The organism is Roseateles oligotrophus (genome assembly GCF_025717515.1).
Taxonomy (GTDB): domain Bacteria; phylum Pseudomonadota; class Gammaproteobacteria; order Burkholderiales; family Burkholderiaceae_C; genus Paucibacter_A; species Paucibacter_A oligotrophus.
Genome location: NZ_JAJIRN010000007.1, coordinates 227,717 through 253,064 on the forward strand (window position 1 = coordinate 227,717; position 25,348 = coordinate 253,064).

The 25,348-nt window shown below is 60.9% G+C and carries 25 protein-coding genes and 1 pseudogene; 17 read left to right on the plus strand and 9 right to left on the minus strand.

Annotation, left to right across the window (positions count from 1 at the left end; genetic code table 11):
* Nucleotides 1-9 precede the first annotated feature (9 nt).
* Nucleotides 10-1,533 carry a 3-hydroxyacyl-CoA dehydrogenase gene (locus LNV07_RS16580; RefSeq protein ID WP_263572271.1) on the plus strand — a complete coding sequence of 508 codons (1,524 nt, stop codon included), beginning with the start codon at nucleotides 10-12 and terminating at the stop codon, nucleotides 1,531-1,533.
* On the opposite strand, the gene LNV07_RS16585 is transcribed toward LNV07_RS16580, so the two are convergent.
* Nucleotides 1,534-2,400 (minus strand): IclR family transcriptional regulator domain-containing protein, encoded by an 867-nt coding sequence (locus LNV07_RS16585; protein ID WP_263572272.1) that lies wholly within the window; start codon nucleotides 2,398-2,400, stop codon nucleotides 1,534-1,536. It abuts the gene before it with no gap.
* A gap of 404 nt (nucleotides 2,401-2,804) precedes the next feature.
* Nucleotides 2,805-4,010 carry a 3-oxoadipyl-CoA thiolase gene (gene pcaF, locus LNV07_RS16590; protein ID WP_263572273.1) on the minus strand — a complete coding sequence of 402 codons (1,206 nt, stop codon included), beginning with the start codon at nucleotides 4,008-4,010 and terminating at the stop codon, nucleotides 2,805-2,807.
* A 311-nt stretch (nucleotides 4,011-4,321) separates the two neighbouring features.
* Between pcaF and LNV07_RS16595 the strand changes: the two genes are divergently transcribed.
* The 5 genes from LNV07_RS16595 to LNV07_RS16615 all read left to right on the plus strand — a co-directional run bounded on the left by LNV07_RS16595 (nucleotide 4,322) and on the right by LNV07_RS16615 (nucleotide 9,935).
* On the plus strand, nucleotides 4,322-5,602 hold the full coding sequence (locus LNV07_RS16595; protein WP_263572274.1) for an HD-GYP domain-containing protein: 1,281 nt from the start codon (nucleotides 4,322-4,324) through the stop codon (nucleotides 5,600-5,602).
* The gene (locus tag LNV07_RS16600; RefSeq protein WP_263572275.1) at nucleotides 5,599-7,743 is read left to right on the plus strand and encodes a putative bifunctional diguanylate cyclase/phosphodiesterase; all 2,145 of its coding nucleotides are present in this window, start codon (nucleotides 5,599-5,601) and stop codon (nucleotides 7,741-7,743) included. Before LNV07_RS16595 ends, LNV07_RS16600 begins: the two co-directional genes overlap by 4 nt.
* A 71-nt stretch (nucleotides 7,744-7,814) precedes the next feature.
* On the plus strand, nucleotides 7,815-8,138 hold the full coding sequence (locus LNV07_RS16605) for a DUF1840 domain-containing protein (RefSeq protein WP_263572276.1): 324 nt from the start codon (nucleotides 7,815-7,817) through the stop codon (nucleotides 8,136-8,138).
* A gap of 4 nt (nucleotides 8,139-8,142) precedes the next feature.
* On the plus strand, nucleotides 8,143-8,793 hold the full coding sequence (locus tag LNV07_RS16610) for a histidine phosphatase family protein (RefSeq protein WP_318013743.1): 651 nt from the start codon (nucleotides 8,143-8,145) through the stop codon (nucleotides 8,791-8,793).
* A 185-nt stretch (nucleotides 8,794-8,978) separates the two neighbouring features.
* Nucleotides 8,979-9,935: a porin gene (locus tag LNV07_RS16615; RefSeq protein WP_263572277.1), complete on the plus strand. Its 957-nt coding sequence runs from the start codon at nucleotides 8,979-8,981 to the stop codon at nucleotides 9,933-9,935.
* Between the two features lie 64 nt (nucleotides 9,936-9,999).
* On the opposite strand, the gene ruvB is transcribed toward LNV07_RS16615, so the two are convergent.
* From ruvB to LNV07_RS25575, 4 genes and pseudogenes are all read right to left on the minus strand, one after another.
* Entirely contained in the window at nucleotides 10,000-11,055 is a 1,056-nt protein-coding gene (gene ruvB / locus LNV07_RS16620) for a Holliday junction branch migration DNA helicase RuvB (RefSeq protein ID WP_263572278.1), read from the minus strand.
* Nucleotides 11,052-11,624: a Holliday junction branch migration protein RuvA gene (gene ruvA / locus LNV07_RS16625; RefSeq protein ID WP_263572279.1), complete on the minus strand. Its 573-nt coding sequence runs from the start codon at nucleotides 11,622-11,624 to the stop codon at nucleotides 11,052-11,054. The genes ruvB and ruvA overlap by 4 nt, the downstream gene beginning before the upstream one ends.
* A gap of 30 nt (nucleotides 11,625-11,654) precedes the next feature.
* Nucleotides 11,655-12,308 (minus strand): response regulator, encoded by a 654-nt coding sequence (locus LNV07_RS16630; protein WP_263572280.1) that lies wholly within the window; start codon nucleotides 12,306-12,308, stop codon nucleotides 11,655-11,657.
* Nucleotides 12,309-12,454: 146 nt separating this feature from the next.
* Nucleotides 12,455-13,042, minus strand: a pseudogene (locus tag LNV07_RS25575) (sensor histidine kinase); the annotation flags it as partial.
* Nucleotides 13,043-14,027: 985 nt separating this feature from the next.
* On the opposite strand from LNV07_RS25575, the gene LNV07_RS16640 reads away from it, so the two are divergent.
* Together LNV07_RS16640 and ybeY are read left to right on the plus strand one after the other, a co-directional pair.
* Nucleotides 14,028-15,038, plus strand: a complete 1,011-nt coding sequence (locus LNV07_RS16640) for a PhoH family protein (protein ID WP_263572282.1) — start codon at nucleotides 14,028-14,030, stop codon at nucleotides 15,036-15,038.
* Complete coding sequence (gene ybeY / locus LNV07_RS16645) at nucleotides 15,035-15,478, plus strand: rRNA maturation RNase YbeY (RefSeq protein ID WP_263572283.1); 444 nt, start codon at nucleotides 15,035-15,037, stop codon at nucleotides 15,476-15,478. The genes LNV07_RS16640 and ybeY overlap by 4 nt, the downstream gene beginning before the upstream one ends.
* Nucleotides 15,479-15,484: 6 nt before the next feature.
* On the opposite strand, the gene LNV07_RS16650 is transcribed toward ybeY, so the two are convergent.
* Nucleotides 15,485-16,582 carry a magnesium transporter CorA family protein gene (locus LNV07_RS16650; protein WP_263572284.1) on the minus strand — a complete coding sequence of 366 codons (1,098 nt, stop codon included), beginning with the start codon at nucleotides 16,580-16,582 and terminating at the stop codon, nucleotides 15,485-15,487.
* A complete protein-coding gene (gene hemB / locus LNV07_RS16655) occupies nucleotides 16,582-17,598 on the minus strand; it encodes a porphobilinogen synthase (protein WP_263572285.1) in 1,017 nt (338 codons plus the stop codon). Before hemB ends, LNV07_RS16650 begins: the two co-directional genes overlap by 1 nt.
* A gap of 329 nt (nucleotides 17,599-17,927) precedes the next feature.
* On the opposite strand from hemB, the gene LNV07_RS16660 reads away from it, so the two are divergent.
* From LNV07_RS16660 to LNV07_RS16690, 7 genes are read left to right on the plus strand one after another with little or no spacing between them, the layout of a single operon-like run.
* A complete protein-coding gene (locus LNV07_RS16660; protein ID WP_263572286.1) occupies nucleotides 17,928-18,350 on the plus strand; it encodes a CopD family protein in 423 nt (140 codons plus the stop codon).
* An 11-nt stretch (nucleotides 18,351-18,361) separates the two neighbouring features.
* Nucleotides 18,362-19,465: a VanZ family protein gene (locus LNV07_RS16665; protein WP_263572287.1), complete on the plus strand. Its 1,104-nt coding sequence runs from the start codon at nucleotides 18,362-18,364 to the stop codon at nucleotides 19,463-19,465.
* A 27-nt stretch (nucleotides 19,466-19,492) separates the two neighbouring features.
* On the plus strand, nucleotides 19,493-19,819 hold the full coding sequence (locus LNV07_RS16670) for a (2Fe-2S) ferredoxin domain-containing protein (RefSeq protein WP_263572288.1): 327 nt from the start codon (nucleotides 19,493-19,495) through the stop codon (nucleotides 19,817-19,819).
* A gap of 3 nt (nucleotides 19,820-19,822) precedes the next feature.
* Nucleotides 19,823-20,458 (plus strand): alpha/beta hydrolase, encoded by a 636-nt coding sequence (locus LNV07_RS16675; protein ID WP_263572289.1) that lies wholly within the window; start codon nucleotides 19,823-19,825, stop codon nucleotides 20,456-20,458.
* A gap of 29 nt (nucleotides 20,459-20,487) precedes the next feature.
* Entirely contained in the window at nucleotides 20,488-21,636 is a 1,149-nt protein-coding gene (locus LNV07_RS16680; RefSeq protein WP_263572290.1) for a D-alanyl-D-alanine carboxypeptidase family protein, read from the plus strand.
* 49 nt (nucleotides 21,637-21,685) lie between these two features.
* Entirely contained in the window at nucleotides 21,686-22,564 is an 879-nt protein-coding gene (locus LNV07_RS16685) for a D-amino acid aminotransferase (RefSeq protein ID WP_263572291.1), read from the plus strand.
* Between the two features lie 7 nt (nucleotides 22,565-22,571).
* The gene (locus tag LNV07_RS16690; protein ID WP_263572292.1) at nucleotides 22,572-22,874 is read left to right on the plus strand and encodes a DUF493 family protein; all 303 of its coding nucleotides are present in this window, start codon (nucleotides 22,572-22,574) and stop codon (nucleotides 22,872-22,874) included.
* 10 nt (nucleotides 22,875-22,884) lie between these two features.
* Here the strand turns inward: LNV07_RS16690 and LNV07_RS16695 are convergent, their stop codons facing one another.
* The gene (locus LNV07_RS16695) at nucleotides 22,885-23,556 is read right to left on the minus strand and encodes a tetratricopeptide repeat protein (protein WP_263572293.1); all 672 of its coding nucleotides are present in this window, start codon (nucleotides 23,554-23,556) and stop codon (nucleotides 22,885-22,887) included.
* Nucleotides 23,557-23,646: 90 nt separating this feature from the next.
* On the opposite strand from LNV07_RS16695, the gene lipB reads away from it, so the two are divergent.
* Nucleotides 23,647-24,318, plus strand: a complete 672-nt coding sequence (lipB, locus tag LNV07_RS16700; protein WP_263572294.1) for a lipoyl(octanoyl) transferase LipB — start codon at nucleotides 23,647-23,649, stop codon at nucleotides 24,316-24,318.
* 22 nt (nucleotides 24,319-24,340) lie between these two features.
* Nucleotides 24,341-25,327: a lipoyl synthase gene (lipA, locus tag LNV07_RS16705; protein ID WP_263572295.1), complete on the plus strand. Its 987-nt coding sequence runs from the start codon at nucleotides 24,341-24,343 to the stop codon at nucleotides 25,325-25,327.
* The last annotated feature ends 21 nt before the right edge of the window (nucleotides 25,328-25,348 follow it).

A 25,348-nucleotide genomic window follows, 5' to 3' on the forward strand; every position in this document is an offset into this window, starting at 1 on the left:
GGGTTTGAAATGAGTGAAGCAAAACAATGGGCGGTGGCGTCCGCATCGCCGGCATTGATTGGCGTGGTCGGCGCCGGCATCATGGGCGCGGGGATTGCCCAGGTCGCAGCGCAGGCCGGGCATGCGGTGCTGCTTTTGGATTTGCGCGAAGGTGCGGCGGCGGCCGCGATCGCGCAGACGGCCAAGGCGCTGGAGGCTTTGGTGGCCAAGGGCCGCATGGAGGCGGACGAATGCGCGGCGGTGCTGGCGCGGATTCAGCCGGCCCTGAGCTTGGCCGAATTGAAAGATGCGGCCCTGGTGATCGAGGTCATCGTCGAAAAGCTGGAGCCCAAGCAGGCGCTGTTGCGCGAGTTGGATGCCTTGTTGGGCGAGGCCGCCATCATCGCGACCAACACCTCATCGATCAGCGTAACGGCCTTGGCCAACGGCATGAGCCATCCGAGCCGACTGGTCGGCATGCATTTCTTCAATCCGGTGCCGCTGATGAAGTTGGTCGAGGTGGTCTGGGGCGCCGAGACCGACGCCGGCGTGGCCCAGACCATCGAGTCGCTGGCGCGGCGCTGGGGCAAGACACCGGTGCATGCCAAGTCGACGCCGGGCTTTATCGTCAACCGCATTGCCCGGCCTTTTTATGCCGAGGCGCTGGCCTTGCTGCAAGAGCAGGCGGGCACGCCGGCGCAGATTGACCGCGCCTTGCGCAGCGCGGGCTTTCGCATGGGGCCTTGCGAATTGATGGATCTGATCGGCCACGACACCAACTTCTTGGTCACGCAGTCGGTCTTCGAGGCCAACTTTGGCGACAAACGCTATATGCCGTCGCTGGTGCAAAAGGCCTTGGTTGATGGCGGGCGTTTGGGTCGCAAAGCGGGCAAGGGTTTTTATGTGGGCCTGCCCGAGGCTGCGGCCAAGGTCGCGGCGCCGCAGCAGGGCTTGGCCGCTATCGGTGTGGTCGGGCGGGGCGCTTTGGCCGACCGGCTGGCCGCTTGCCTGGATTTAAAGGGCTTGAGCTACACGCGCGGTGAGTCGGCCGATTGGAATGGGCTGGTGATCGGCGACGTGCATGTGCACCTGAGCAGTGGCGTCAGCGCGGCGCAGCTGGCGGTCGAATGGCACCACCCGGAATTGGCCGTGATGGACTGGCCCTTGGCGCCCGACCGGATCGACGGCCTGGCCCTGGCCTTTGCGCCGCGTGTCAGCCCGGCGGGCGTGGCGGCGGTCGAAGATGTCTGGCGCACTTTGGGCTGGGAGCCCTTGCAGCTGCGCGATGTGCCCGGACTCGCGGTGGCGCGTACGGTGGCGATGCTGGTCAACGAAGGGGCAGACGCGGTCTGGCAGGGCGTTTGCGACGAGCCCTCGGCCGACCTCGCTTGCAAGCTCGGCGTCAACTATCCGGCCGGGCCGTTTGAGTGGCTGAGTTCGGTCGGTGCGGAGGCGGTGGTGGCTTTGCTGGACGGGCTGTTTGCCGGTTACCGCAGCGAGCGCTACCGGGTCAGCCCCTTGCTGCAGCAGCGACGTTGGAGCGCTGCACGCTAACTACAACAACATGCGCAGATGTGCTTGCGTTTGCAGCAAGGGTGGCAGGCATTGCTCGACCAGTTGATCCATGCTCATGCGCGAGGCGTGGGCGCTGATGTTCATTGCTGCCACCACTTCGCCGCGGTAGTTTCTCAGCGGCACGGCGACCGTGCGCAGGCCCAACTCCAGCTCTTGATCGATACAGGCATAGCCCAGTGAGCGGATCCGGGCGATCTCGATGCTCAGCCTCTCCGGGTGGGTGATGGTGTGCGTCGTCAGTGCGCTGAGCTGCTGGCGGGCGAGCCAGGCATCGAACTCATTGGGAGGCAAGGCGGCCAACATGATGCGGCCATTGCCGGAGCAGTTGGCCGGGACGCGGGTGCCGGTTTGCAGCTTGGGCGAAACGAGGCGCCCGGAGCCGGTGGCAGCAATGCAAATCACGTCATTTCCGTCCAGTACGCCGGCCGAACTGGCTTCCTTCAACGCATAGGCCAATTTGTGCAATTCGGGCTCAATGATTCGCGGCAAGCGGGCCGAATGCATATAGCTTTGGCCCAGACGCAAGACCCGCGGGGTCAGCGCAAACATCTTGCGGTCTTGAGACACAAAGCCAAGATGGGTCAAGGTTAGCAGGTAGCGCCTGGCAGCGGCACGGGTCAGCCCGGTGCGGATAGCCACCTCGCTGATGGTCAGGCGCGGGCGCTCTTGGTCAAAGGCTTCAATGACGGCCAAGCCCTTTTCCAGGCCCGCGACCAAGTCACGTTTGAGTGGCCCGGTGGCCGGGCCTTCTGGCTCGGCGGGGGCAATTGAATAGTAAGAATCGGTGCCTGCATTGGCTTGACTGTGCAGGTGGACATGATCTTCAAAAACGCGGGCAGCTGACATATTTGGACTAGCGATTGGCTTCTTACCCCAAATAGCAAGTCGAAAACCGCAAGCCCGGATCGCAGGCCAGCAAGGCCAAGCTTTGTCGAAGCTGTACCAACCGGCGGTGCAGCTTGAAGGAGTTGCCAAGTTTCGAGGCCACGAGTCGGGCGGGGAAGCTTGAATTTCTGAAAGACAGCACCGTCCGAATAGAAGGGACTGGTGCTGCTGAATCGCAAATAGAACCGTTGGATCGGCAACTTTTCTAGCGAAATTCGCGTTGATATATGTGCGCTGTACGCCAAGACATCGAATTTAGTATGCCATGTAAACTTTTGTTTCTGGGTACTATTACCTAGGGCATTGCAGACTAAAACTCATTTAGCCATGAGTTTTAGTCATGACTTGGGCCTCGCGATAGTGATTCAGACCCGCTCGACGATCAGCGCAATGCCTTGACCGACGCCGATGCACATGGTGCACAGCGCATAGCGCCCACCACTGCGATGCAATTGGTTGATGGCGGTCGTGACCAAGCGTGCGCCGCTGGCGCCAAGCGGATGCCCCAAAGCGATGGCGCCGCCATTCGGGTTGACGCGCACATCATCGTCGGCAAGCCCAAGTTGGCGCAGCACGGCCAAGCCTTGGGCGGCAAACGCCTCGTTGAGTTCGATCACATCCATTTGCGCCAGACTCAGCCCGGTCAGCGCCAGCACGCGCTGGCTGGCCGGCGCCGGGCCTATGCCCATGATGCGCGGGGTGACGCCAGCGCTGGCCATGCCGACCACTCTTGCACGTGGCGTCAAACCGTTTTTTGAAGCAGCCGACTCGCTCGCCAGCAGCAGGGCGCATGCGCCGTCGTTGACGCCGGAGGCATTGCCCGCGGTCACACTGCCGTCCGGGCGCACGATCGGTTTGAGCTTGGCCAGCACCTCGAGGCTGGTCTCTCGCGGGTGCTCGTCGCGGCTGACGCTGATCGCTTCGCCCTTCTTTTGGGCGATCAAGACCGGGGTGATCTCTGCTTCGAAGTAACCTGACTGCTGGGCCGCTACCGCCTTCATCTGACTGCGCAAGGCCATCAGATCCTGGTCGGCGCGGCTGATGCCAAAGTCGCTGGCTACGTTTTCGGCCGTTTCCGGCATCGAATCGACGCCGTACTGCTCCTTCATCAGTTTATTGACGAAACGCCACCCGATGGTGGTGTCGTAGACCGTATTGCTGCGAGAGAACGCTGTTTCGGCCTTGGGCATGACGAAGGGTGCGCGACTCATGCTTTCGACGCCGCCGGCCAACATCAGGCCGGCTTCTCCGGCCCGAATCGCGCGTGCGGCTGAACCGATCGCATCCATGCCCGAGCCGCATAGACGATTGATGGTCGCCCCCGGTACTGCCAGCGGCAGGCCGGCCAATAAGGCCGACATGCGAGCGACGTTGCGGTTGTCCTCGCCCGCCTGATTGGCACATCCGTACAGCAGGTCGCTGACGGACTCCCAGTCTACGCCTGGGTTGCGGCTCATCAAGGCACGCAAGGGTATTGCTCCCAAGTCATCGGCCCTGACGCTGGATAAGGCGCCACCATAGCGTCCGAATGGTGTGCGAATGGCATCACAGATATAGGCCTGATTGTTCATGGACGTCCTGAATTTTCGAATATGGCTTGGCGTTCTGCTGGATTTATGCACGCTTCCGGTCAGTAGCGCCAGGGTTCTGAGGTCGTGACTATATATAGTGGCCACAGGAGTTGAATTTGGGGGCGGAGCTAGAACGGACCGTTTGCTTGCGCACTTGGCCCAAAGTAGGCGGCCCCGGGTGTGACAAATCACACGGGATTTTCTGCTGGTGAGCCCTGAGCCGCTGATTGGCGGCCGATGTGCTTAAGTTTTATCTTGTGTTTGCCGAAGCTTGACCGGAGGGCGCCTCAACGAATAGGCGTAGGAATCATATGAAGGACAGTAGCGCAGATCCATTGATCGATGTAAGTCAGTTGAAGGTGGGGATGTTTATCCACCTGGATCTTGGCTGGATGGCTCACCCGTTTCCGCTCAGCAGCTTCAAACTCAATAGTGAGGAGCAGCTTTTGATCTTGCGCCGCTTGGGCCTGAGTCAAGTGCGCTGGAGTCCGGGCAAGAGTGAGCTCCAAATGGATGCAACGCCCTTGCCGGTTGCGGCGCCTGCCGTTACCGATTTGTCCTCGGTCTCGAGTGATGATCTGGCGCGTGAGGCGCATCGGCGTGCGCTGGCTGCTCAGCGGGCCGCTTTGCAGCTGTGTGAGCGGCAGTACAACGAGGCGGCCGGGGCGTTTCGGGAGGTGATGGAGCTGGTCCCCAAGGACGCACGCAACAGCCGCGAGCAAACCACCGCATTGGCTGCGGCCTTGCTGGACAAGATGTTGATCGAGGGCGACCTGAACATCCGCCTGCTCAACGAAGGCGCCGGTGACCGCAGCACGGCCCATGCTTTGAATGTTTCCATCATTTCTTTGCTGCTGGGCCGGGCCTTCGGCCTGAACCGCGACGAAATGCTCGACCTCGGAGTCGGGGCGCTCTTGCATGATGTGGGCAAGCTTGAGGTCTTGGCTCGCTTGCGGCACCGCGAAGACAGCTTTACCGGACCTGAACTGCAGATGTATCAGCAGCATGTCGCCAAGGGTGTGGCGATTGCACAAGGCATGGGTCTGTCGCCCGGGCCTTTGTTGATCATTGCCCAGCACCATGAAAATGCCGATGGCAGCGGATTCCCGCAGCGCATCAATATGGACAAGATGAGCGCCGGTGCCCGTATCGTGGCTTTGGTGAATCGTTTTGACGGCCTGTGCAATCCACTGTTGGCTTCCAAGGCAATGACGCCGCATGAAGCGCTGTCTCTGATGTTTGCCCAAGGGCGCAACCGCTTCGACGCAACGATGCTGAATGCCTTCATTCGCATGATGGGTGTCTACCCGCCGGGTTCGGCGGTGCAGCTGACCGATGACCGATATGCCTTGGTCGTGGCCGTCAATTCCTCTCGGCCGCTGAAGCCTCGCGTGATGGTGCATGACCCGAAGGTGCCGCGAGAAGAAGCCTTGGTGCTTAATCTTGAGGATCAGCCTGATCTGGGCATACGCCGCAGCATCAAGGCGCAGCAATTGCCGCGCGCTTCGATGGACTATCTGAGCCCGCGCACGCGCATTGCCTATTTCTTTGAGCCGGTGGGTGCGGGCTTGGCATCGGAGCTGGCGGCGTGACGGTTCTCAGGCTGCAGTTAGCGCCCCCCATCAAGACCCCCGAACCTTATGCGGCCCTGTTGGACGGGCTGCTGGATTCGGCCTGGTTGCTTGACGGGGCTAGCCGCTGCATCCTGGCGGTCAATGCGCTTGCGCATCAGCTATTGGGCATGAGTCCCGAACAATTGGTTGGGCAGTCGATCGAGTCCTTGGTCAGCACGCCCGAAGACGCGATGTTCTGGATGGAGGCGGCCGGCAACACCTCGGCCAGCTTGAATTCGGATACCTTGATGCGCCATGCCGATGGCCAGATGCTTTGGGTCACCCGGCGCATCAGTTTTATCGCGCCGAATACACAGTTGGGCGGTAGTGGAGCCAATGGCTATTGGCTGGTCGTGATCCGTGACCAAAGTCGGCAAAGGCAAAGCGAGGAGGAGCGTGAGGCCTTGGTGGCCGAGCTGCAAGCAACCCTCGAATCAACCGCCGATGGCATTTTGGTGACCGATCTGGCGGGCCGCATGCGCTCCTTCAATCGGCGTTTTGCGTCGCTCTGGGGTATTCCCGCTGATCTGTTGCAGGAGCGCAATGACGAGGCGGTGCAGACATGGATGCGGCGCTCGGTGCATGACGGCAAGAGCTATGCGCAGCGCTTGGTGGCCATTGAAGAGGCGCCGCTGCTGCAGAGCAGCGATGTGATCACGCTGACGGATGGGCGGGTGCTGGAGCGCGTGTCTTTGCCGCAGTTCAGCCGCGGCAGGGCGGTAGGGCGGGTCTATTCCTTCCGTGACTTGAGCGAAAAGCTTGCCGCCAGCCAGCGCATCGAGGAATTGGCCCATTCCGATATGTTGACCGGCCTGCCCAATCGGCGTGCTTTGGCAGAGCGGGTGGACTATGCGCAGGCAATGGCAAGACGCGAAAGCATTCCTTTTGCGCTGCTCAATGTTGACCTCGATAGGTTCCAGCAAATCAATGACACGCTCGGACATTCTTATGGTGACCGTGTCCTGAAAGAAGTGGCCGAACGCCTGAAGGGCTGTTTGCGCGAGGTGGATACGGTGGCTCGCTTGGGCGGCGATGAGTTTGCACTTTTGATCCACCAAGCCGATGCGCGTGGCGCCGAGAACGCGGCCCGCCGGGTGCAGGACGCCATGTCCCGGCCCTTTAGTTTTGACACGCTCAGTTTCACCGTCACTTGCAGCACCGGCATCGCCTTGTTTCCCGGCGATGGCGGCACGGCCGATGAGTTGATGGCCAGCGCCGAGCGCGCGATGCACTGGGTCAAGGAAAGTGGCCGCGGCACGTTCCACTTCCATCGGCCGCGCAAGGATGTTGACTTGCTGTCACGTATGCGCCTGGATCACGCCATGCGTCAGGCCTTGCAAGAAGGGCAGTTCCGACTTCACTACCAGCCACAAATCGCCTTGGGCAGTGGGCAGGTGATTGGTGCGGAGGCTTTGATTCGCTGGCGAGATCCGGTGCGAGGTGAAGTTTCGCCCGGTGAATTCATACCGGTGGCGGAAGAGAGCGGTTTTGTGGTCGCGATTGGCGAGTGGGTGTTGCGTCAAGCCGTCGAGCAAGCCGCGACTTGGTTGCGCCAAGGCCGGCCGATGCCGGTGGCCGTCAATGTGTCAGCGCTGCAGTTTCAACAGAGCCAGTTCGTCGACACGGTGGCCGCAGTCTTGAAGTCATCGGGCCTGCCGCCGGCGCTGTTGGAGTTGGAGTTGACCGAGTCCATTTTGCTGCGCGATGCTGAAGAAGCGTTGCTGCGACTGCAGGCTTTGGCGGCGCTGGGCGTGACCATGTCGATCGACGACTTTGGCACCGGCTATTCAAGCCTCGGTTATTTGAAGCGCTTTCCGATTCAGCGCTTGAAGATTGACCGCAGCTTTGTGAAGGGTCTGCCCGGCGATAGCAGCGATGCAGCGATCGTCAACGCCATCATTCAAATGGGTCAGGCTTTACGCCTGCAAGTGATCGCCGAAGGCGTGGAGACCGAGGCGCAGCGTGAGTTCCTGCTGCGCGCCGGCTGCCATGAATTCCAAGGCTTTCTGTACGCTCAAGCGCTCGATCCACGTGCCTTCGAGGAGCGAGTCTGGCGACGTAGCCCGGAGTTGCCTGCGCGCGGTGTCGGCATGCATTTATTGGGCGGCCTGCTGGTCTGAGGCGTCGGCGTCACAAACAGGCGTCACCGCCGTCAACGCACAATAGCGCTCTATCCAAGCAAGGGTGAGCGATGATTTACAAATTCAAGTCCAAGGCCGGCGCCGACGTCATCATGATGGGACCGCAGGGTGATCAAATCTTGGCGCTGCTGGGGCGCGAGCCGGCCGCTCAGGGTCTGCTCGCCGTGACGACCCTGACGCAAGCGATGGCCTCCTTGGAGCGGGCCGCTGCGGAAGATGACGCTGCTTTTGCCGCCCAGCAAGCCGAGGCGCTGGCCGCCGGTTTGAGTGCCCCTCGCCGAGAAGGCATCAGTCTGCGCCAACGTGTTTGGCCATTGCGGGAGCTAATGCGCCATAGCCTGGAGGCGGGGCAAGATGTTTTCTGGGGAGTCTGAGGCGATGCCTTTGGACCGCAGCACCCAGATTCTGGCGATTCGGCATGGCGAGACCGAATGGAATCGGGCCAAGCGGATTCAAGGGCATACCGATATTGCGCTCAGTGAACTTGGCCATGCCCAGGCGCGCTTGCTGGGGCTTGCCTTGCGTGAGCAGGCGATCGATGCGGTCTATACGAGCAATCTGTTGCGCGCCCAGCAGACCGCTCAGGCGGTAGTTGCCCATGCCCATCCATCCTGTCAACTGCGACTGGATCCCTTGTTAAGGGAGCGGAGTTTCGGCATCTTTGAGGGCCTGACCTGGGAGCAAATCGCGGAGCGGTGGCCGGTTCAAAGCGAAAGGTGGCGAAGGCGGGACGCCGATTTCGGTGCCGAAGGCGGTGAAACGCTGGGTAATTTTTACCAGCGCAGCGTTGCGGCGCTGACGCGTATCGCCTTGAATCATCCGGGCGAGACCATCGCGATCGTCACCCACGGTGGCGTCTTGGATTGTCTCTACCGCGCAGCGGCGCGACTCTCCCTGCAAGCTCCGCGCAGCTGGGTATTGGGTAATGCCGCGGTCAATCGCCTGCTTTTCACGCCAGCAGGTTTCAGTTTGGTCGGTTGGCACGATAGCGGCCATTTGGAACCGCTTGAGCAGGGCTCAGAACGTTAGGATTTCGGCCGTTTTCGTTTGGCTATGGCAAGTGCTAAACCGCATGCTGCTAGGTATAGCCGCGAAGTGTTGCAATTTCGCGTCGCCCCACTGGCGCTCCCGCTTGGCACTTCTATACTCGCGTCACATTACGCAGAAGACCGGGCGTACTTGCTCAGTTCTAATTCAACTCACAAAGGTAAACGATGAAAAAGATCGCTCTCGTGGCCGCTATTGCAGCCTTCGCCGCACCCGCCGCATTCGCACAAAGCTCGGTCACCCTGTGGGGCCGGATCAATACCTCGGTTGAGAGCCAGTCCAACAATGGCGGCGACCGCGTTGTTGCAGTGCAGAACAACAGTTCGCGCCTGGGTTTCAAGGGCACGGAAGATCTGGGTGGCGGCCTGAAGGCTCAGTTCTTCTTGGAGCATGGTCTGAAATCGGATACCGGCGCTGCCAATGGACCTTTCTGGAATCGTGAAGCAGCCGTTCAGTTGAGCGGCTCCTTTGGTGCTGTCAAGCTGGGTCGTTGGACCAACGGTTCTTACTTCGCCACGGCTGACTACATCAGCATGCACAACCATGACACCGGCACTTCCTCGGATAACCTGTACGCATTCGGTACGGCTTTCAGGGAGGAAAATAAGATCGGTTACTTCACCCCTAACTACGCAGGGTTCACTGCAGAAATTACTGCCAGCGCTGGCGAGGGTGGTCCCAAGCGTGCGTTCGACTTGTCCGCCAACTACGACATGGGCCCTATCCATTTGGGCGCTGGTTACGGCAAGCAAGGTGACGGTAACCAATTCGCTATTCGCGGTCTGTATGAAATGGGTGCCTTCACCTTCGGCGCTTATTGGCAAGTTGAAGACAACAAGGTTGCAGTTGGCACCAAGGCAAAGCGCAACATTGGTCGGGTCTCTGGCATGTACACCATGGGAGCCTCCGAGTTTCACGTCAACGTCGGCGGCACCGAGGGTGGCGGTACGGCTTGCCCAGTGTCCAATCTTTGCAACACAGGCGGTACGCAATATACGTTGGGGTACAACCACAACCTGAGCAAGCGTACCAAGGTGTATGGCTTCTACACAGCGCAGGAGCCAACCAAGGGTGACAAGGGCAAGTTCGACTCTTTCGCAGTCGGCATTCGCCACAACTTCTGATCGTTCGCGACGGATTGAAAAAAGCGACCTTCGGGTCGCTTTTTTGTTGGCAGCTTAGAAGTGGCTATTCGTCAAAGAGTTGCCCCATGGCCTTGGGCGGCGTCACGCCCAGATGCCTGAAAGCCGCCAAGGTCGCGATGCGACCCCGCGGTGTGCGCTGCAAAAAACCCTGCTGGATCAAATACGGTTCGATCACATCTTCGATCGTGCCGGCTTCTTCTCCGATTGCTGCGGCGACGTTCTCCAGCCCCACCGGTCCGCCGTCAAAACGGTGGACGATGGCCTCCAGCAGCTTGCGGTCCATCAGGTCGAAGCCGCGCGGATCCACGTCCAACATCGCCAAGGCCTTGTCGGCAATGCTTTTGACTATGCGTCCATCGCCCTTGACGTCGGCATAGTCGCGTACCCGCCGCAGCAGACGGTTAGCGATGCGCGGAGTGCCGCGCGAGCGACGGGCGATTTCGAGCGCTCCCTCGGCATCCATCGGCGTGTTCAAGAGCGCGGCCGAGCGGGTGACGATGCGCTGCAGCTCTTCGGCGGTGTAGAACTCCAGCCTAGCCACGATGCCGAAACGGTCGCGCAGCGGGTTGGTCAGCATGCCGGCACGGGTCGTGGCGCCGACCAGCGTGAACGGTTGCAGATCAAGCTTGATCGAGCGCGCGGCCGGGCCCTCGCCAATCATGATGTCGATCTGATAGTCCTCCAGAGCCGGGTAGAGGATTTCCTCCACCACCGGCGAGAGGCGATGAATCTCGTCGATAAAGAGCACATCGTTCTTCTCGAGATTGGTCAGAATGGCGGCCAGGTCCTTGGGCTTCTCCAGCACCGGCCCGGAGGTCTGGCGCAGATTGACGCCCAACTCGGCCGCGATGATGTGGGATAGCGTTGTTTTGCCCAAACCCGGTGGGCCGAACAAGAGCACGTGATCCATTGCTTCATCGCGTTTGCGAGCCGCGCCGATGAAGATCTCCAATTGCTCGCGGGCCTTGGTCTGGCCCACATATTCGTCCAGCAACTTGGGGCGCAGTGCACGCTCAATCGCTTCTTCTTTGGGCGAGCTTGGCGCCGCGCTAACGACCCGGATCGGCGCCGCAGCAAAATCGTCGGTTTGAATGCTCATCTGGACAAGGCCCTCAGCGCCAGCTTGATGCCATCGCTAACGCCGATATCGATCGGCAAGGCCTTCAGTGCCAGCGCGGCGTCCTTCTCGCTATAGCCCAGCGCCACCAGCGCTTGCAGGATGTCGCCCTGGTTGTCGTTTGCCATGCTGACCGGCAGGGCAAGATCTGGCCCGAGCTTGCCCTTGAGTTCGAGCAACAAGCGTTCGGCGGTCTTCTTGCCGACGCCGGGCACCTTGACCAAGCGGGCCGCATCTTGCTTTGCGACGGCCTGCGCCAACTCCGCGACCGACAGGCCGGACAGCAGCGACAGTGCCATGCGGGGGCCTACGCCGCTGATTTTGATCAGTTGCCGAAAGGTGGCGCGCTCTTCCGCGGTCAAAAATCCAAACAGAATTTGTGCGTCCTCGCGGACGACGAAATGCGTCAGCAAGCTGACCTTCTCGCTCAAGCCGGGGAGGTTGTAAAAGGTGCTCATCGGCACATCGACCTCGTAGCCGACGCCTTGCACATCAATGAGGACCAGCGGAGGCGATTTTTCCGCAATGACGCCTGTGAGTCTTCCAATCATCGGCCCATTATCCGGCCGAAAAACACCGCGCTAGTTTCTGCCAAACAGACCCAGGCGCTGCGCTTCGAGAGCGGCTTCGGCGCGTGAAGAAACATTCAGCTTGCGATAGATTTGCTTCACATAGTCGGCAATGGTGTGACGCGACAGGCCGAGTTGCACGCCGATCTCCGGCAGGGTGAAGCCCTTGGCGACCCGCAGCAGCACTTCGGTCTCGCGGTCGGTCAGAGACACCTCATGCAAGGGCGCGGCGGCCTGTGGGCGCTTTTGCTTGCCGAAATAGGAAATCACCTTGCGGGCAATCGACGGCGACAGCGGCGGCTCACCCTGACTCATTCTCTGCAATTGTTCGATCAATAGCTCGCGTGACTGTTCCTTCAGCAAATAGCCGAAAGCGCCGGCTTGCAAGGCCGGGAACAGGTGTTCGTCGTCGTCATGGATGGTCACGATCACCGACTGCGCCTCCGGTTGGCGATCGCGCAGCGCGGCGATGACCTCGACACCGGAGCCGTCTGGCAGGCCCAAATCCAGTAGTGCCAGGTCGAAGCGCTGGCTGTTGACGAAGGCCAGAGCGTCTTGAACTCGCGAGCATTCGGTGATTTGAGCGTTGGCGAATACCTGCTTGATCAGCGCCTTTAGCCAAGCACGGATTTCGGGGATATCTTCAAGCAGCAGGATATGGTCCATGGTGGTCTCGGCTTCGTTCTCGGATTTATGGCGCGGCGGAGCGCGGGTTACGCTCGTTCACGGTCTGTCACAGTAAGGCTTTATCGACAGAATGCCAACAAGCCTGCATGCGATAAGTGAATGCAGGCGTGTGAGATGCACGTTATTCAAAGCGGAATCGTCAGGCGAATCACGGTTCCCCAGCCCGGACCCGATTCGACCAGACATTGCCCATGCATTTGCTTGGCGCGCGACTTCATGCTGGCCATGCCGTGGCCGCGGTCCAGCCTACCGTCCAGTTCGGCCGGTATGCCCTGACCATTGTCCTGAATGACGACCAAAAAATCGCCTTCCTGGACCTTGCAGCTGATATTGCAGTGGGTGCCGCCGCTGTGCTTGATGATGTTGCTGACGGCCTCGCGAAAGATCCGCGTGGTTTGCACGTAAGCACGCGCCGGCAGGGTGTGAATGATGTCCTCGGCCGGCGACTCCCATTCGGCCAAAATATTTGCTTGCCCCAATCTTGAGACCACCTCGGCTCGCCAGTCGCCCAAGGCATCCAGCAATTGCACGGGCTTGCCGGTCAGCCCTCTCACCGACAGGCGCATTTCCTCCAGCGCCTCACGGGCCAAGGTTGAAATTCGGTCCGACTCGCTGGTGTGAACAATCGTCAGCAACTTGGCGCCCAGGTCATCGTGCAGGTCGGCCGCAATACGTTTGCGTTCGCGTTCGGTCACTTGTTCCAATTTTTGTTCCACCAGCGCGCCAAAGCTGAGTTCGACCTCGGCAACGCGGTGATGCATTTCTTGCTCGGCCTGTGCATGTCTGATTTCGGCGATTTTTCTGGCTCGCGCCAACGAGGCGATCGCCTGCAGGCCCATTCCCATCATCAATAGAGCGGCGGCCGCTAGCAAGATTTGGCTGGCTGCGGCCGAGGTTGCGGATGTGGGGCCGGAGGGAAGCTGTAGGAGCAAAAAGGCGGACAACGCCGAGGTCAACAAAGCCAGCAGGGCGCGCAGCAAAACGGGATCGCGGTGTTTGGCCAGCAGAGCATCTTGGTCCTGTACTTCGGCATCGGCATCGGCATCGGCGTTGCCGTGCAGGCGCGCGTAATAGGCCATCGCCAACAGCAGTTCCATGATCAGGAGGACTGACCACACCAAGCTGGAGTTCGCCACTTGTTCGGCCTTCAGCAACCAAAGGCTGAGCGGGGCCAACACAAGCTGCGCTCGCAGAAGCGCAGACAGCCAACTGGGCAGGGCGGCGAAAGGTTGCAGCACGAACCGCAGCGTACAAAGGGTCAGCAAGGCCAAGCAGGCGACCGACAAACTGGGGCCTAATTCGCCCAGCACCTGGGTGCCGGCACCAAGCAAGGCCCACGCAACCGCGCTCAACATCATGCCTCCGAGGTAGGGCAGGCGCTCTTCGCTCGGGCAGAGTCGGGCCAAGAGTGCGACGGTGATGCCCATCATCATCAGCATGGCCGTTAGCCATAAATTGATGGGGTCGGCACTTCCGGTTGAAATCACGCCGGAAGTCGCTTGAGCGAACGAGGCCGCCGGGAGCAAGAGGGAGGCCGCTGTGGCGGCGCCAATCAATGAATGAGGTCTGACCATCGTCGAGTCTTCATGTAACAAGCTGTGCATGGGCGCGATTGTGCAGGATCGCGGCTCTGGCCGATTAAAGGCAAGTGCGGGCGACAATGCGTGTCTGCTCCACTGCTCCAAATACGTTTCCGCCATGATGCTTCGCCATGATTTTGCTCCGATCGACAATCAACGTTTGGCTCACCTGTGCGGCAGCTTGGACGGTCATTTGCGGCAGATTGAAGCCGCCATGGGCGTCAGCATCACGCGCAAGCATGCGCATTTCCGCATCGAGGGCCTGAAGGCTGCGGCGACGCGGACATTGCAGCTTTTGCAGACACTGTATGAACGTGGTCAGCGCGCGATCTCGCCCGAGCTTTTGCAACTGGCCCTGGCGGAGGCCGTTAGCGAGCTCGGCCCCAGCAAGAAGCGCCGGCAAGCGCCTGCCGTTGCGGCCGAACTGCCGCCGGAAGCGCTCGTGTTGAGAACCCGCCGCACCGACTTGGCCGGCCGTACGGCGCTGCAGCATCAATACCTGCGCCAGATCCTGGCGCACGACATCACGTTTGGCCTCGGGCCGGCCGGCACCGGCAAGACCTATCTGGCGGTGGCATGCGCCGTTGATGCGCTGGAGCGCAATAGCGTGCAACGCATCATCCTGACCCGGCCGGCTGTAGAGGCCGGCGAGCGGTTGGGCTTTTTGCCGGGAGATTTGGCTCAAAAGGTTGATCCCTATCTACGCCCGCTTTATGACGCGCTGTACGAATTGATGGGGTTCGACCGTGTCACCAAGGCGTTTGAGAAGGGGACGTTGGAAGTAGCGCCCTTGGCCTTTATGCGCGGCCGCACGCTCAATCATGCGTTTGTGATTTTGGACGAAGCGCAAAACACCACGCCCGAGCAGATGAAAATGTTCTTGACTCGCATTGGCTTTGGCAGCAAATGCGTGATCACCGGGGACACCAGCCAGATCGACCTGCCCAAGGGTGCTGCCAGTGGCTTGGTCGATGCCGAGCGGGTGCTGGTGAAGGTGGAGGGCATTGCGATGACGCATTTCACCAGCGCCGATGTGGTGCGCCATCCGCTGGTGGCGCGGATTGTTGAGGCCTATGAGGCGCGCACAAAGACCGAGGCCAAGTTGAAGAGCAAAGGAGGTGCCGCATGAGCCAGCCCGAATTGAGTTTGTCCCTGCAGTTTGCCGATCCGCGCCACCGGACGCTGTTGCCCCGCCACAAGGTGGCGCGCTGGATCCGTGCGGCGCTGGAGCTGCCGGGGGAGTTGACCGTTCGCATCGTCGGCGCCGAAGAAGGTCAGGGTCTCAATCTTGAGTTCCGGGGCAAGGACTACGCCACCAATGTGCTGACCTTTGATTACAGCCATGAGCCGGTGGTGACCGCCGACCTGGTGATTTGTGCCGAAGTGGTCGAGCGTGAGGCGGCCGAGGCGGGCACCGATATTGCCGCCTACTATGCCCATATGCTGGTGCACGGCACCCTGCACGCGCAGGGTTATGACCATGAGGAAGATGATGAGGCCGCCTGCATGGAGGGGCGCGAGACCGAGATCATGCTTGGCCTGGGTTTTGCTGACCCCTATTCGAGCTAACTTCAATTATCGGCGCGTACCCAGGTAGCGCTTGCGCCAGAAGAAACCACCCAGGAAGATCGCGGTGAATCCCATCACACCCAAGGCGATCCAGACGCCGGTGGCGCGGTGAATCAGGGGCAGGGTGTCGAAATTCATGCCGAAGATGCCGGTGATCAGGTTCAGCGGCAGGAAGATTGCCGTCAGCACGGTCAGCGTCCGCATGATGTTATTGGTGCGGTGGCCGAGTGCCGAGAAATGCATCTGCACCGCCGATTCCGACGAAGATTCCATCCTCCGCACATGGGTCAATACCCGCTCGATATGCTCCAGCACATCACGCGAGCGCACGCGCAGCAGCTCGCGCTCGCGCAGCGCGGCGCTGTCCTGCGTGGCCGGCCAGTCGTCCAGCACATCTATCCACTCCTGCATCGCACTGCGCTGGTCCTCGCAGGTGTCCTCTAACCTGTGCAGCGCGTCGCGCGATTCCAGCAGCAGCGGCCATTCGTGGAACTCACGCTGCGAGTCCATCAGCGCATGCTGCACGGTCTGCATTTGCCGCGTCAGCAAGCGGCGCAGGTCCAGATAGCTGTCCACCATATGGTTGACCATGCGCAGCATCAGCTCGGCCGAGCTATTGGGCAGGCGCGAACTGCCGCGCAGATCGCGGCCCTCGGTCAAGGCGCCGAGCTTTTGGGCAAAGTAGTCGCGCACCGCGCAATCGGTCGGATGCACGCTCAGCAGCACGCGGTCAAACACCGCGAAACCGACCGGACTGGTGTCGATCGCGCGCAGCGCTTGTTGCGCACTGGCCAGCGTGCCATGCTGATCATCTACAAATAACTCCTCGCTGCCCGGCTTGGCCGCCAGCCGCCGGAAAATCAGCATGTCGTACCACGACGTGTAGTCGAAATGCGAAGGCAACTGGTTGTTGATCAGGTCGGCGACATGAAGGTCAACCAGTTGGCCGCAGCCCCATCGTTGCAGGCCGAGTTGCGCGTCCAAATAGTGCAGCTCGAACTCGCGCCGACCATAGGTCAGCCACAAATAGCCTTCTGCCGGCAGATCGGCCGGCAACTGCCCCAGTTCGGTGAACTGATCGCCGCGAATGTGGAAAAACCGCATCAGCGCTGCTTCATCAGACGCGCCGCCTCAAGGGCGAAGTAAGTCAGGATGCCGTCGGCGCCGGCGCGCTTGAAGGCCAAGAGCGACTCCATCATCACCGCATCATGGTCGAGCCAGCCGTTCGCCGCCGCCGCTTTGAGCATCGCGTACTCGCCACTGACCTGATAGGCGAAGGTCGGCACGCGAAACTCATCCTTGACCCGGCGCACGATGTCCAGATAAGGCATGCCGGGCTTGACCATCACCATATCGGCGCCCTCGGCGATGTCCAGCGCCACCTCGCGCAGCGCCTCGTCGCTATTGCCCGGATCCATCTGATAGGTCTTTTTGTCGGCCTTGCCGAGATTGCCGGCCGAGCCGACGGCGTCGCGAAAGGGGCCGTAGAAGGCGCTGGCGTACTTGGCGCTATAGGCCATGATGCGGGTGTGTATATGGCCCTGCGACTCCAAGGCCTGGCGGATTGCACCGATTCTGCCGTCCATCATGTCGCTGGGCGCGACGATGTCGACGCCGGCTTCGGCCTGCACCAAGGCTTGGGCGCACAGCATCTCCACCGTGCGGTCATTGATGATGTAGCCGGTCTCGTCCAGCACGCCGTCCTGGCCGTGGCTGGTGAAGGGGTCGAGCGCGACGTCGGTCAAAACGCCCAGGTCGGGGAACTTTGCCTTCAAGGCGCGCACGACGCGGGGCACCAGGCCGTCCGGGTTGGCCGCTTCGCTGCCATCCGGGGTTTTCAGCGAGGCGTCGATCACCGGGAACAGCGCCATCACCGGGATGCCCAGCGCCACGCATTCTTCGGCTACGGCCATCAAGCGGTCCAGACTCAGTCGTGCCACACCCGGCATCGACAGCACCGGTTCGACCTTGTCTATCCCTTCGTGCACAAACACCGGCAGGATCAAGTCATTGGCGCCGAGGGCATGTTCGCGCACCAAGGCACGGGTAAATGCGTCGCGGCGTAAGCGGCGAGGGCGACTGGCTGGAAACTGAGCTGGAAATGGCGTTGAGCGAGACAAGGGCTTTTCTCCGAAGCAAAAAACGATCAAACCACAACTTAAGTGATGATTTGCGCAAACTAAACCACAACTCTTGACGACAGAGTTATGAAGATTCTGTTAATATTCACACCGGATGATAGCCGCAAGGTGGTCGTCCCCTGCTTTTCCTCCCTGAGCAGGAGCCTTTGCGTGATGACAGCGAAAAGGCTTTCTCGCCCCGGCTCGATAGCCGGGGCTTTTTTTTGCCCGCTTTTGCCCGCTTTTGCCGGTTTCACTTCATTTGCAAACAAGGGTCTCGGAGCGCGGCCTTCTCTGTGCCGTCGCCGCCGCGCCCGCATAATGCCCAGATGCTCTGGATCAAAGCCTTTCACATCGTTTTCGTCGCCAGTTGGTTCGCCGGCTTGTTTTATATGCCGCGAATCTTCGTCAATCTGGCCATGGTGCCCCAGGAGAGTCACGCCGAACGCGAGCGTCTGCTGCTGATGGCACACAAGCTCTACCGTTTCATGAGCTTGCTGATGATTCCGGCGCTTGGCCTGGGTTTGTGGCTGTGGCTGGACAACTTCGGCGGCTTCAATCGCGGCTGGCTGCACCTGAAGCTCGCCCTTGTCGTCGGCGTGATCGGTTACCACCATTTCTGCAAAAGCATATTGCGCAACTTCGAGTTGCTGGCAAACCGGCGCAGCCACCGATGGTTCCGCATCTTCAATGAGATGTCTGTTTTGCTGTTCGCTGCCATCGTGATCTTGGTGGTGGTCAAGCCCTTCTAGACGATCAGTTCATGACGCGCCGGCAGAGTTCCGCCACCTGGTTGCTGCTGGCCTATGCCTGCTTGATCGTCTATGCGAGCTTGTATCCGTTTGGGCCATGGGTCTTGCCGCCGGCTGTGCCGCTGGATAGCTTGTGGCGCCTGCCCTGGCCTAAATATTTCGGGGCCTTCGATCAGCAGTTGAATTTGATCGGCTACATGCCGATTGGCCTGCTGGGTTTTGCGGCCGGCATGCGCAGTGGCTTGGGGCTAGGCTGGGCCATCGCGCTTGGCCTGCTGCCGGCGCCCTTGCTTTCCTATGTGCTGGAGACGGTGCAGTTTTTTTTGCCTTCGCGCGTGCCCTCGCTGGCGGATTGGCTGCTTAACTCGCTTGGCGCCTGGGTCGGACTCATTCTGGGCCTGGTCCTGCACGCGTTTGGCGGCCTGCGGCGCTGGCATGATTTGCGCGAGTATTGGTTTCAGCCGCACAGCGCAGCCGCCTTGGCGCTGCTGGCACTTTGGCCGATTGGCCTATTGTTTCCGACCTCGGTGCCACTTGGGCTTGGCCGTTGGCTGCCGCATTTGCAGGAAACCGCCGTCGAGTTGCTGGACAACACACCCTGGGCGCTGCAATGGGCAGATGACTGGCTAGACGCCGCGCGCGCCTTGCCGCCGGGCCTGGAGGCGATTGCAATTGCGCTGGGGCTGTTGGCGCCTTGCTTGCTGGCGCTGTCGGTCGCGCTGCCGGGCAGGCGCCGGGGCGGTCTGGTGCTGGTGCTTGCCGCATTAGGTGTCTTGGTCACTGCACTGTCGACCGGGCTGAATTTCGGTCCACACAACGCCTGGGGCTGGTTGACGCTGGCAACTTGGCCGGGCTTGGTCTTGGGTCTGATGCTTGGTTTGCTGGCAACGTTTTTGCCGCGCTTGGTTTGCGCCGGCTTGGGCTTGCTGGTGCTGAGCGCGCTGATTGCTCTGGTCAGCCAAACGCCGGCCGACCCCTATCTGGTGCAGCGCTTGCAGACTTGGGAGCAGGGGCGTTTCATCAATCTCTATGGGCTGGCGGAGTGGATTGGCTGGGTGTGGCCATTTGCGGCGGTGGCCTGTCTGCTCAACTTAATGGCCAGGCGCAAGCTCTGAAATGCCGGCCCTCCCTACAATGGGGGCATGAGTTATTTTGAACGCCACATCTTCTTCTGCTTGAATGAGCGCGAGAGCGGCAAAAACAGCTGCGCTCAACATGACGCCCAAGCAGGTTTCGATCACTGTAAATCCAGGGTTCGCGAGTTGGGCTTGGCCGATGTCGGCGGGGTGCGGGTCAACAAGGCCGGTTGCCTGCATCGCTGCGCCGGCGGGCCGGTGGCTGTGGTCTACCCGGATGCGATCTGGTACAGCTATGTCGACAACAGCGACATCGATGAAATCGTCGACAAACATTTGAAAAATGGCCAGGTCGTGGAGCGCCTGGTCTTGCCCGATGACGTGGGTCTGTAGACGATGAATTCTCAAACCGAGAAGCGGCTGATCGCCGGCCCTGCCGGCTTGATCGAAGTTGCGATCGACACGCCGCCCGACTCTTTTGAAGGCCGACTGCGCGGCATGGCCCTGGTTTGCCACCCCAACCCGACCCAGGGCGGCACCATGGACAACAAGGTGGTGCAGACCCTGGCCCGTGCCTTTGTCCAGTTAGGTTACCGCTCGGTGCGCTTTAATTTTCGCGGCATCGGCAAGTCCGAAGGCGGCTGGGATGCAGGCCAGGGCGAGATTGAAGATGCTTTGGCCGTGCTGGCCGCTTTGCGAGACCCTGGCGAAACTTTTGTGCTGGCAGGGTTTTCCTTTGGTGCTTTTATTACCTCGCAAGCCGCGAGGCGCTTGCCCGAAGGACTTGCGGCCGAGCGCTTGGTGCTGGTCGGCCCGGCGACCAGCCGATTCGATACCGCGCCGGTGCCCGCCGAAACGTTGGTGATACACGGTGAGGTCGACGATGTGGTGCCGCTTGCCTCGGTGCTCGACTGGGCGCGGCCACAAGCGCTCCCGGTTGTCGTCGTGCCAGGTGTCGGGCATTTTTTCCATGGCCAGTTGCCGCTGCTCAAAAACATCATTGTGCGCAATTGGCAGACTTTGCAGATTTGATTCTTCCCCCTGGTGTTCGAGACCCCCTGATGAAACGATTGATTGTCTTTGTGCTGGCCGCTGCCGGCGCGTTTTCTGTTCACGCTCAGGCGCCTCAACCGCCCGAGGTTGCCGCCCGCAGCTTCTTGCTGCTGGACATGACGGCCAACAAGGTCTTGACCGAGCGCGATGCCGACACCCCTAACGACCCGGCCTCACTGACCAAGCTGATGACCGCCTATGTGGTGTTCGGCGCGCTGCGCGACAAACGCCTGACGCTGGACCAGACCCTGACGATCTCCAAGCGAGCCTGGGATGAGCGCAAGGGCGATCCGTCTTTTATGTTCATCGACACGACGATGACGCCCAAGGTGGATGAGTTGCTGCGCGGCATGATCATCCAGTCCGGCAATGATGCGTCGGTCGCCTTGGCCGAAGGTGTGGGTGGCACGGTGGAGCAATTCGTGGCGATGATGAATCGCCAGGCGCAGGCCTGGGGCTTGAAGAATACCGAGTTCAAGAACGTCACCGGCATGACCGAACCGGGACATCGCAGCAGTGCACGCGATCTGTCCGTCATCGGCTCCAACCTGATTCGTGACTTCCCCGAGTTTTATGCCTATTACTCGCAGCGCGACTTCACCTTCAACAAGATTCGCCAAGACAACCGCAATCTGCTGCTGCGCCGCGACCCCAGCGTCGACGGCATGAAGACCGGCTATACCGAGGCGGCCGGCTACTGCCTGGTGGCCAGTGCGCAGCGTGAATTCCCCAATGGCAAGCGCCGTTTGCTGAGTGTGGTGATGGGTACGGCCTCCAAGGAAGCCCGCGCCAGCGAAAGCCAGAAGCTGCTGAACTGGGGCTATTCGGCCTTCGACGCGGTGCGTTTATTTGACAACGGCCAGGCGATCAATACCGTGCCGGTGTGGAAAGGTGCTGTCCCAGAAGCGAAGCTGGGTGCGAGCGGACCGGTGTTTGTGGCGGTGCCACGCGGTGAAGGCGGCAAGTTGCAGACCAAGGTCGAGCGCACCGACCCGCTGGTCGCGCCGCTGACCAAGGGTCAGCGTGTTGGAACGCTGAAGGTCACCACGGCGACCGGTGCTGCCGTGGCCGAGGTGCCCTTGGTGGTGCAAGAGGCGGTGCCCATGGCGGGGATTTTTGGCCGCGCTTGGGATGCGATCCGACTCTGGATCAAGTGAGCAAACAGGGCGGCGCGGAACCAAGCTTTGGGCGGATCAGGAGAGCAGCATGAATAACGCATTACCCGATGTCTTTTGCTATTTGAACGGTGAGTACACGCCCTTGGCGGAGGCCAAGATCTCGGTGATGGACCGGGGTTTCATCTTTGGTGATGGCGTTTATGAAATGCTGCCGGTCTATGACCGGCTGTTGTTTCGTTTCGAGAGTCATATGGACCGCTTCGAGCGCAGCATGGCCAAGCTGCGCATTGCCAGCCCGCTGTTGCGTGCCGAGTGGTTGGACATTGCCCGCAAGCTGGTGTCCAAGGTGGAGGCCGATGATCAATGGGTATATTGCCAAGTGACACGAGGCGTGGCGCCGCGCAACCATGTAATGCCGAGCCATATCAAGCCGACCTTGTTCGCCTACAGCATCCCGGCCAAGCCAATCTCGGCGGACGAGCGCCATCACGGCGTGGCTTGTATCAGCGCACGCGACTTCCGCTGGGAGCGCGGCGACATCAAGAGCACTTCGCTGCTCGGCAATGTGCTGGCGCGGCAGATTTCGGCCGATCAAGGTGTGGCCGAGACCATTCTTCTGCGCGATGGCTTCCTGACCGAGGCTTCGTCCTCCAATGTCTGGATCGTCAAGGAAGGCGCCTTGCTGGGGCCACCCAGGAGCGAGCATGTGTTGGAGGGGATTCGGGTCGAGCTGTTGAAGGAGTTGTGCGAAGAGATGGGCATTGGCTACAAGCTGCGGCCGATCTCAGAGGCTGATCTATTTTCCGCCGATGAAATCATCCTCAGTTCGGCCACCAAGGAGGTGCTGCCGGTGACGACGCTGGATCACCAAGCGGTTGGCCATGGCGCTCTGCATGGCAAGCCCGGCCCGGTTTACGCGCGGCTGTACGAGGCCTACCAGCGTGCCAAGTTATTGCAATCCATTTGAATGAGCCATGAGTAATTTGCCCCCGATGAATTTACCGCCCGACATTCCGCCCGAGCAGTCGCTGATCGAGTACCCATCCAAGTTCCCGATCAAGGTGATGGGGTCGCACGTGGAAGGTTTTGTCGAGGCCATCGTGATGGTGGCGCGGCAGTTCGATTCCGAGTTTGATGAGCAGACCATCGAACGCAGGCCCAGCAAGGCCGGCAACTATCTGGGCCTGACCATCACCGTGACGGCGACCAGCCGCGAGCAGCTGGACGAGCTTTATCGGACGCTGAGTACGCATCCGATGGTGAAGATCGTCCTTTAAGCCAGGCGCTTCAGGTCGTTGGCTCCAGCGCCAGTCGCTGATCCAACTCGATCAGCTTGCTCGGCGCCGCTTCGTCGCCATTGCGGGCGGCGATGTCGTACCAATAGCGCGCCAGGCGCAAATCGACCGGCAGGCCCAGCCCCGTTTCATACATCGAGGCGAGCAGGTATTGCGCGCCAACATCGCCGGCATTGGCCGCTTCACGGAACCAGCGCGCCGCCTGTTTCATGTCCAGCGCCGCGCCCCGACCCAGGTAATAGGCGGTGGCCAGCGCCACTTGTGCGTCGACGCTGCCATGCTCGGCCGCGCGGGCATACCAGACCGTCGAAGTGGCCAGTTCGGGTTTGCCCAACAGGCCTTGCTCGTACAGTTGGCCCAGCGCCAGCTCGGCGCGCACCAGACCCTTGGCGGCGGCGCGTTCCAGCAGACGCTTGGCCTCGCGCGGATTCGGTTTGGGCAACTCGGCGCGCAAATGCATCATCGCCAGGTTGTAGTCGGCCAGGGGTTCTCGTTTGGCCGAGAGCGCGGTGAAGCTGCGCGCTGCTGCCTTCAGGTCGCCGGCCTCATAGGCCGCGACAGCCTGCTCCAGTGGCGTCGCTACCGTCTCGGCCCGTAAAGGACTGCCGACCAGCGCCGCCCACAGGAGGGTTGCTGCAAAAGAGGACTGAAGGCGAATGGTCATGGGTTTCCTTGGCGTTTGGGCGGCAACGTTAACTCAGTCTGAGTCGGCCCGGTTTTCACTGCCCTTACAGTCGGGCGCTAATATTCGCCCATGATTGTTGTGAAAAACCTAGGTCGTGTTGATTACGAACCGACCGTCGAGGCCATGCGAGCCTTCACCGAGACGCGCGGCCCCGATGCCGCCGATGAGCTGTGGCTGTGCGAGCACCCACCCACCTATACCCAAGGCCTTGCCGGCCGCGCCGACCATGTGCTGCAGGCCGCTGGCATTCCGGTCGTGCAGACCAACCGCGGCGGTCAGGTCACTTATCACGGCCCCGGGCAGGTCGTGGCCTATCCGCTGCTGAATCTGCAGCGGCTCGGCTACTTTGTGCGCGAGTATGTGTTCCGGCTTGAGTCGGCGGTGATCCAAACGCTGGAAGTCTACGGCATCACCGGCCACCGCGTCGCCGGCGCGCCGGGCATTTATGTGCGTTTGGATGACCCGCACAGCCACGCGGCGCTGACCGGCCCGGTCGATCCGCTCAATCCTTTCGCGGGCTTGGGCAAGGTCGCCGCACTCGGCATCAAGGTCAGCCGCCATTGCACCTACCACGGCGTCGCCTTGAATGTGTCTATGGATTTGCAGCCCTTTGCCGGCATCAACCCTTGTGGTTACGCAGGCTTGGCGACGGTGGACCTCGTTACACTTGGGGTTTTTGCGGATTGGCCGACTGTGGCCGAGCGCTTCGGGGAGCGGCTACAAGCCCAGCTGGAGCGCTGAACAAGCATGGAGTTTGGCTGGCATGGCGACCGAGAACATCACTCACGAAGCGAAGACGGGCGAGGCGTATGACGCCAGCGCCAAACAAAAATCGCAGGCCAAGACCGCCCGAATCCCGATCAAGATCGTGCCGGCCGAAACCCTGAAGAAGCCCGACTGGATTCGCGTCAAGGCCGGCTCGCCGTCGACCCGCTTCTACGAAATCAAGCAGATCCTGCGCGAGCACAAGCTGCACACCGTCTGCGAAGAAGCCTCCTGCCCGAATATCGGCGAATGCTTCGGCAAGGGCACGGCCACCTTCATGATCATGGGCGACAAATGCACCCGGCGTTGCCCGTTTTGCGATGTCGGCCATGGCCGGCCCGATCCGCTGGACGAGGCCGAGCCGCTCAATCTGGCCAAGACGATCGCAGCCTTGAAGCTCAAATATGTCGTCATCACCAGCGTCGACCGTGACGACTTGCGCGACGGCGGCGCCGGCCATTTCGCTGAGTGCATCCGCCAGGTGCGCGAACTCAGTCCTATGACGCAAATCGAAGTGTTGGTGCCCGACTTCCGCGGCCGTGCTGACCGCGCGCTGGACATCCTCAAGGCCGCGCCGCCGGATGTGATGAACCACAATCTGGAAACCGCGCCGCGCCTGTACAAGGAAGCGCGCCCGGGTTCCGACTACCAGTTCAGCCTCGATCTGTTGAAGAACTTCAAGGCGGCGGTGCCGGGCGTGCCGACCAAGAGCGGCATCATGGTGGGCCTGGGCGAAACCGACGAAGAGATCCTGCAGGTGATGCGCGATATGCGCGCCCACAATATCGATATGTTGACCATCGGCCAATATCTGGCCCCGAGTGGCCACCACCTGCCGGTGCGCCGCTATGTGCACCCGGACACCTTCAAGATGTTCGAGGAAGAAGCCTACAAGATGGGCTTCAGCCACGCGGCTGTCGGCGCGATGGTGCGCTCCAGCTACCACGCCGACCAGCAGGCGCATGGGGTGGTGGCGGGCAGCTGAATTTGCTAGCTGAAGTTAAAA

Excerpts from the sequence above, each read along its gene's own strand:
- LNV07_RS16580 (WP_263572271.1), top strand. The coding sequence starts at position 10 with ATGAGTGAAGCAAAACAATGGGCGGTGGCGTCCGCATCGCCGGCATTG.
- LNV07_RS16585 (WP_263572272.1), bottom strand. The coding sequence starts at position 2,400 with ATGTCAGCTGCCCGCGTTTTTGAAGATCATGTCCACCTGCACAGTCAA.
- pcaF (WP_263572273.1), bottom strand. The coding sequence starts at position 4,010 with ATGAACAATCAGGCCTATATCTGTGATGCCATTCGCACACCATTCGGA.
- LNV07_RS16595 (WP_263572274.1), top strand. The coding sequence starts at position 4,322 with ATGAAGGACAGTAGCGCAGATCCATTGATCGATGTAAGTCAGTTGAAG.
- LNV07_RS16605 (WP_263572276.1), top strand. The coding sequence starts at position 7,815 with ATGATTTACAAATTCAAGTCCAAGGCCGGCGCCGACGTCATCATGATG.
- LNV07_RS16610 (WP_318013743.1), top strand. The coding sequence starts at position 8,143 with ATGCCTTTGGACCGCAGCACCCAGATTCTGGCGATTCGGCATGGCGAG.
- LNV07_RS16615 (WP_263572277.1), top strand. The coding sequence starts at position 8,979 with ATGAAAAAGATCGCTCTCGTGGCCGCTATTGCAGCCTTCGCCGCACCC.
- ruvB (WP_263572278.1), bottom strand. The coding sequence starts at position 11,055 with ATGAGCATTCAAACCGACGATTTTGCTGCGGCGCCGATCCGGGTCGTT.
- ruvA (WP_263572279.1), bottom strand. The coding sequence starts at position 11,624 with ATGATTGGAAGACTCACAGGCGTCATTGCGGAAAAATCGCCTCCGCTG.
- LNV07_RS16630 (WP_263572280.1), bottom strand. The coding sequence starts at position 12,308 with ATGGACCATATCCTGCTGCTTGAAGATATCCCCGAAATCCGTGCTTGG.
- LNV07_RS16640 (WP_263572282.1), top strand. The coding sequence starts at position 14,028 with ATGATGCTTCGCCATGATTTTGCTCCGATCGACAATCAACGTTTGGCT.
- ybeY (WP_263572283.1), top strand. The coding sequence starts at position 15,035 with ATGAGCCAGCCCGAATTGAGTTTGTCCCTGCAGTTTGCCGATCCGCGC.
- LNV07_RS16650 (WP_263572284.1), bottom strand. The coding sequence starts at position 16,582 with ATGCGGTTTTTCCACATTCGCGGCGATCAGTTCACCGAACTGGGGCAG.
- LNV07_RS16660 (WP_263572286.1), top strand. The coding sequence starts at position 17,928 with ATGCTCTGGATCAAAGCCTTTCACATCGTTTTCGTCGCCAGTTGGTTC.
- LNV07_RS16665 (WP_263572287.1), top strand. The coding sequence starts at position 18,362 with ATGACGCGCCGGCAGAGTTCCGCCACCTGGTTGCTGCTGGCCTATGCC.
- LNV07_RS16670 (WP_263572288.1), top strand. The coding sequence starts at position 19,493 with ATGAGTTATTTTGAACGCCACATCTTCTTCTGCTTGAATGAGCGCGAG.
- LNV07_RS16675 (WP_263572289.1), top strand. The coding sequence starts at position 19,823 with ATGAATTCTCAAACCGAGAAGCGGCTGATCGCCGGCCCTGCCGGCTTG.
- LNV07_RS16680 (WP_263572290.1), top strand. The coding sequence starts at position 20,488 with ATGAAACGATTGATTGTCTTTGTGCTGGCCGCTGCCGGCGCGTTTTCT.
- LNV07_RS16685 (WP_263572291.1), top strand. The coding sequence starts at position 21,686 with ATGAATAACGCATTACCCGATGTCTTTTGCTATTTGAACGGTGAGTAC.
- LNV07_RS16690 (WP_263572292.1), top strand. The coding sequence starts at position 22,572 with ATGAGTAATTTGCCCCCGATGAATTTACCGCCCGACATTCCGCCCGAG.
- LNV07_RS16695 (WP_263572293.1), bottom strand. The coding sequence starts at position 23,556 with ATGACCATTCGCCTTCAGTCCTCTTTTGCAGCAACCCTCCTGTGGGCG.
- lipB (WP_263572294.1), top strand. The coding sequence starts at position 23,647 with ATGATTGTTGTGAAAAACCTAGGTCGTGTTGATTACGAACCGACCGTC.
- lipA (WP_263572295.1), top strand. The coding sequence starts at position 24,341 with ATGGCGACCGAGAACATCACTCACGAAGCGAAGACGGGCGAGGCGTAT.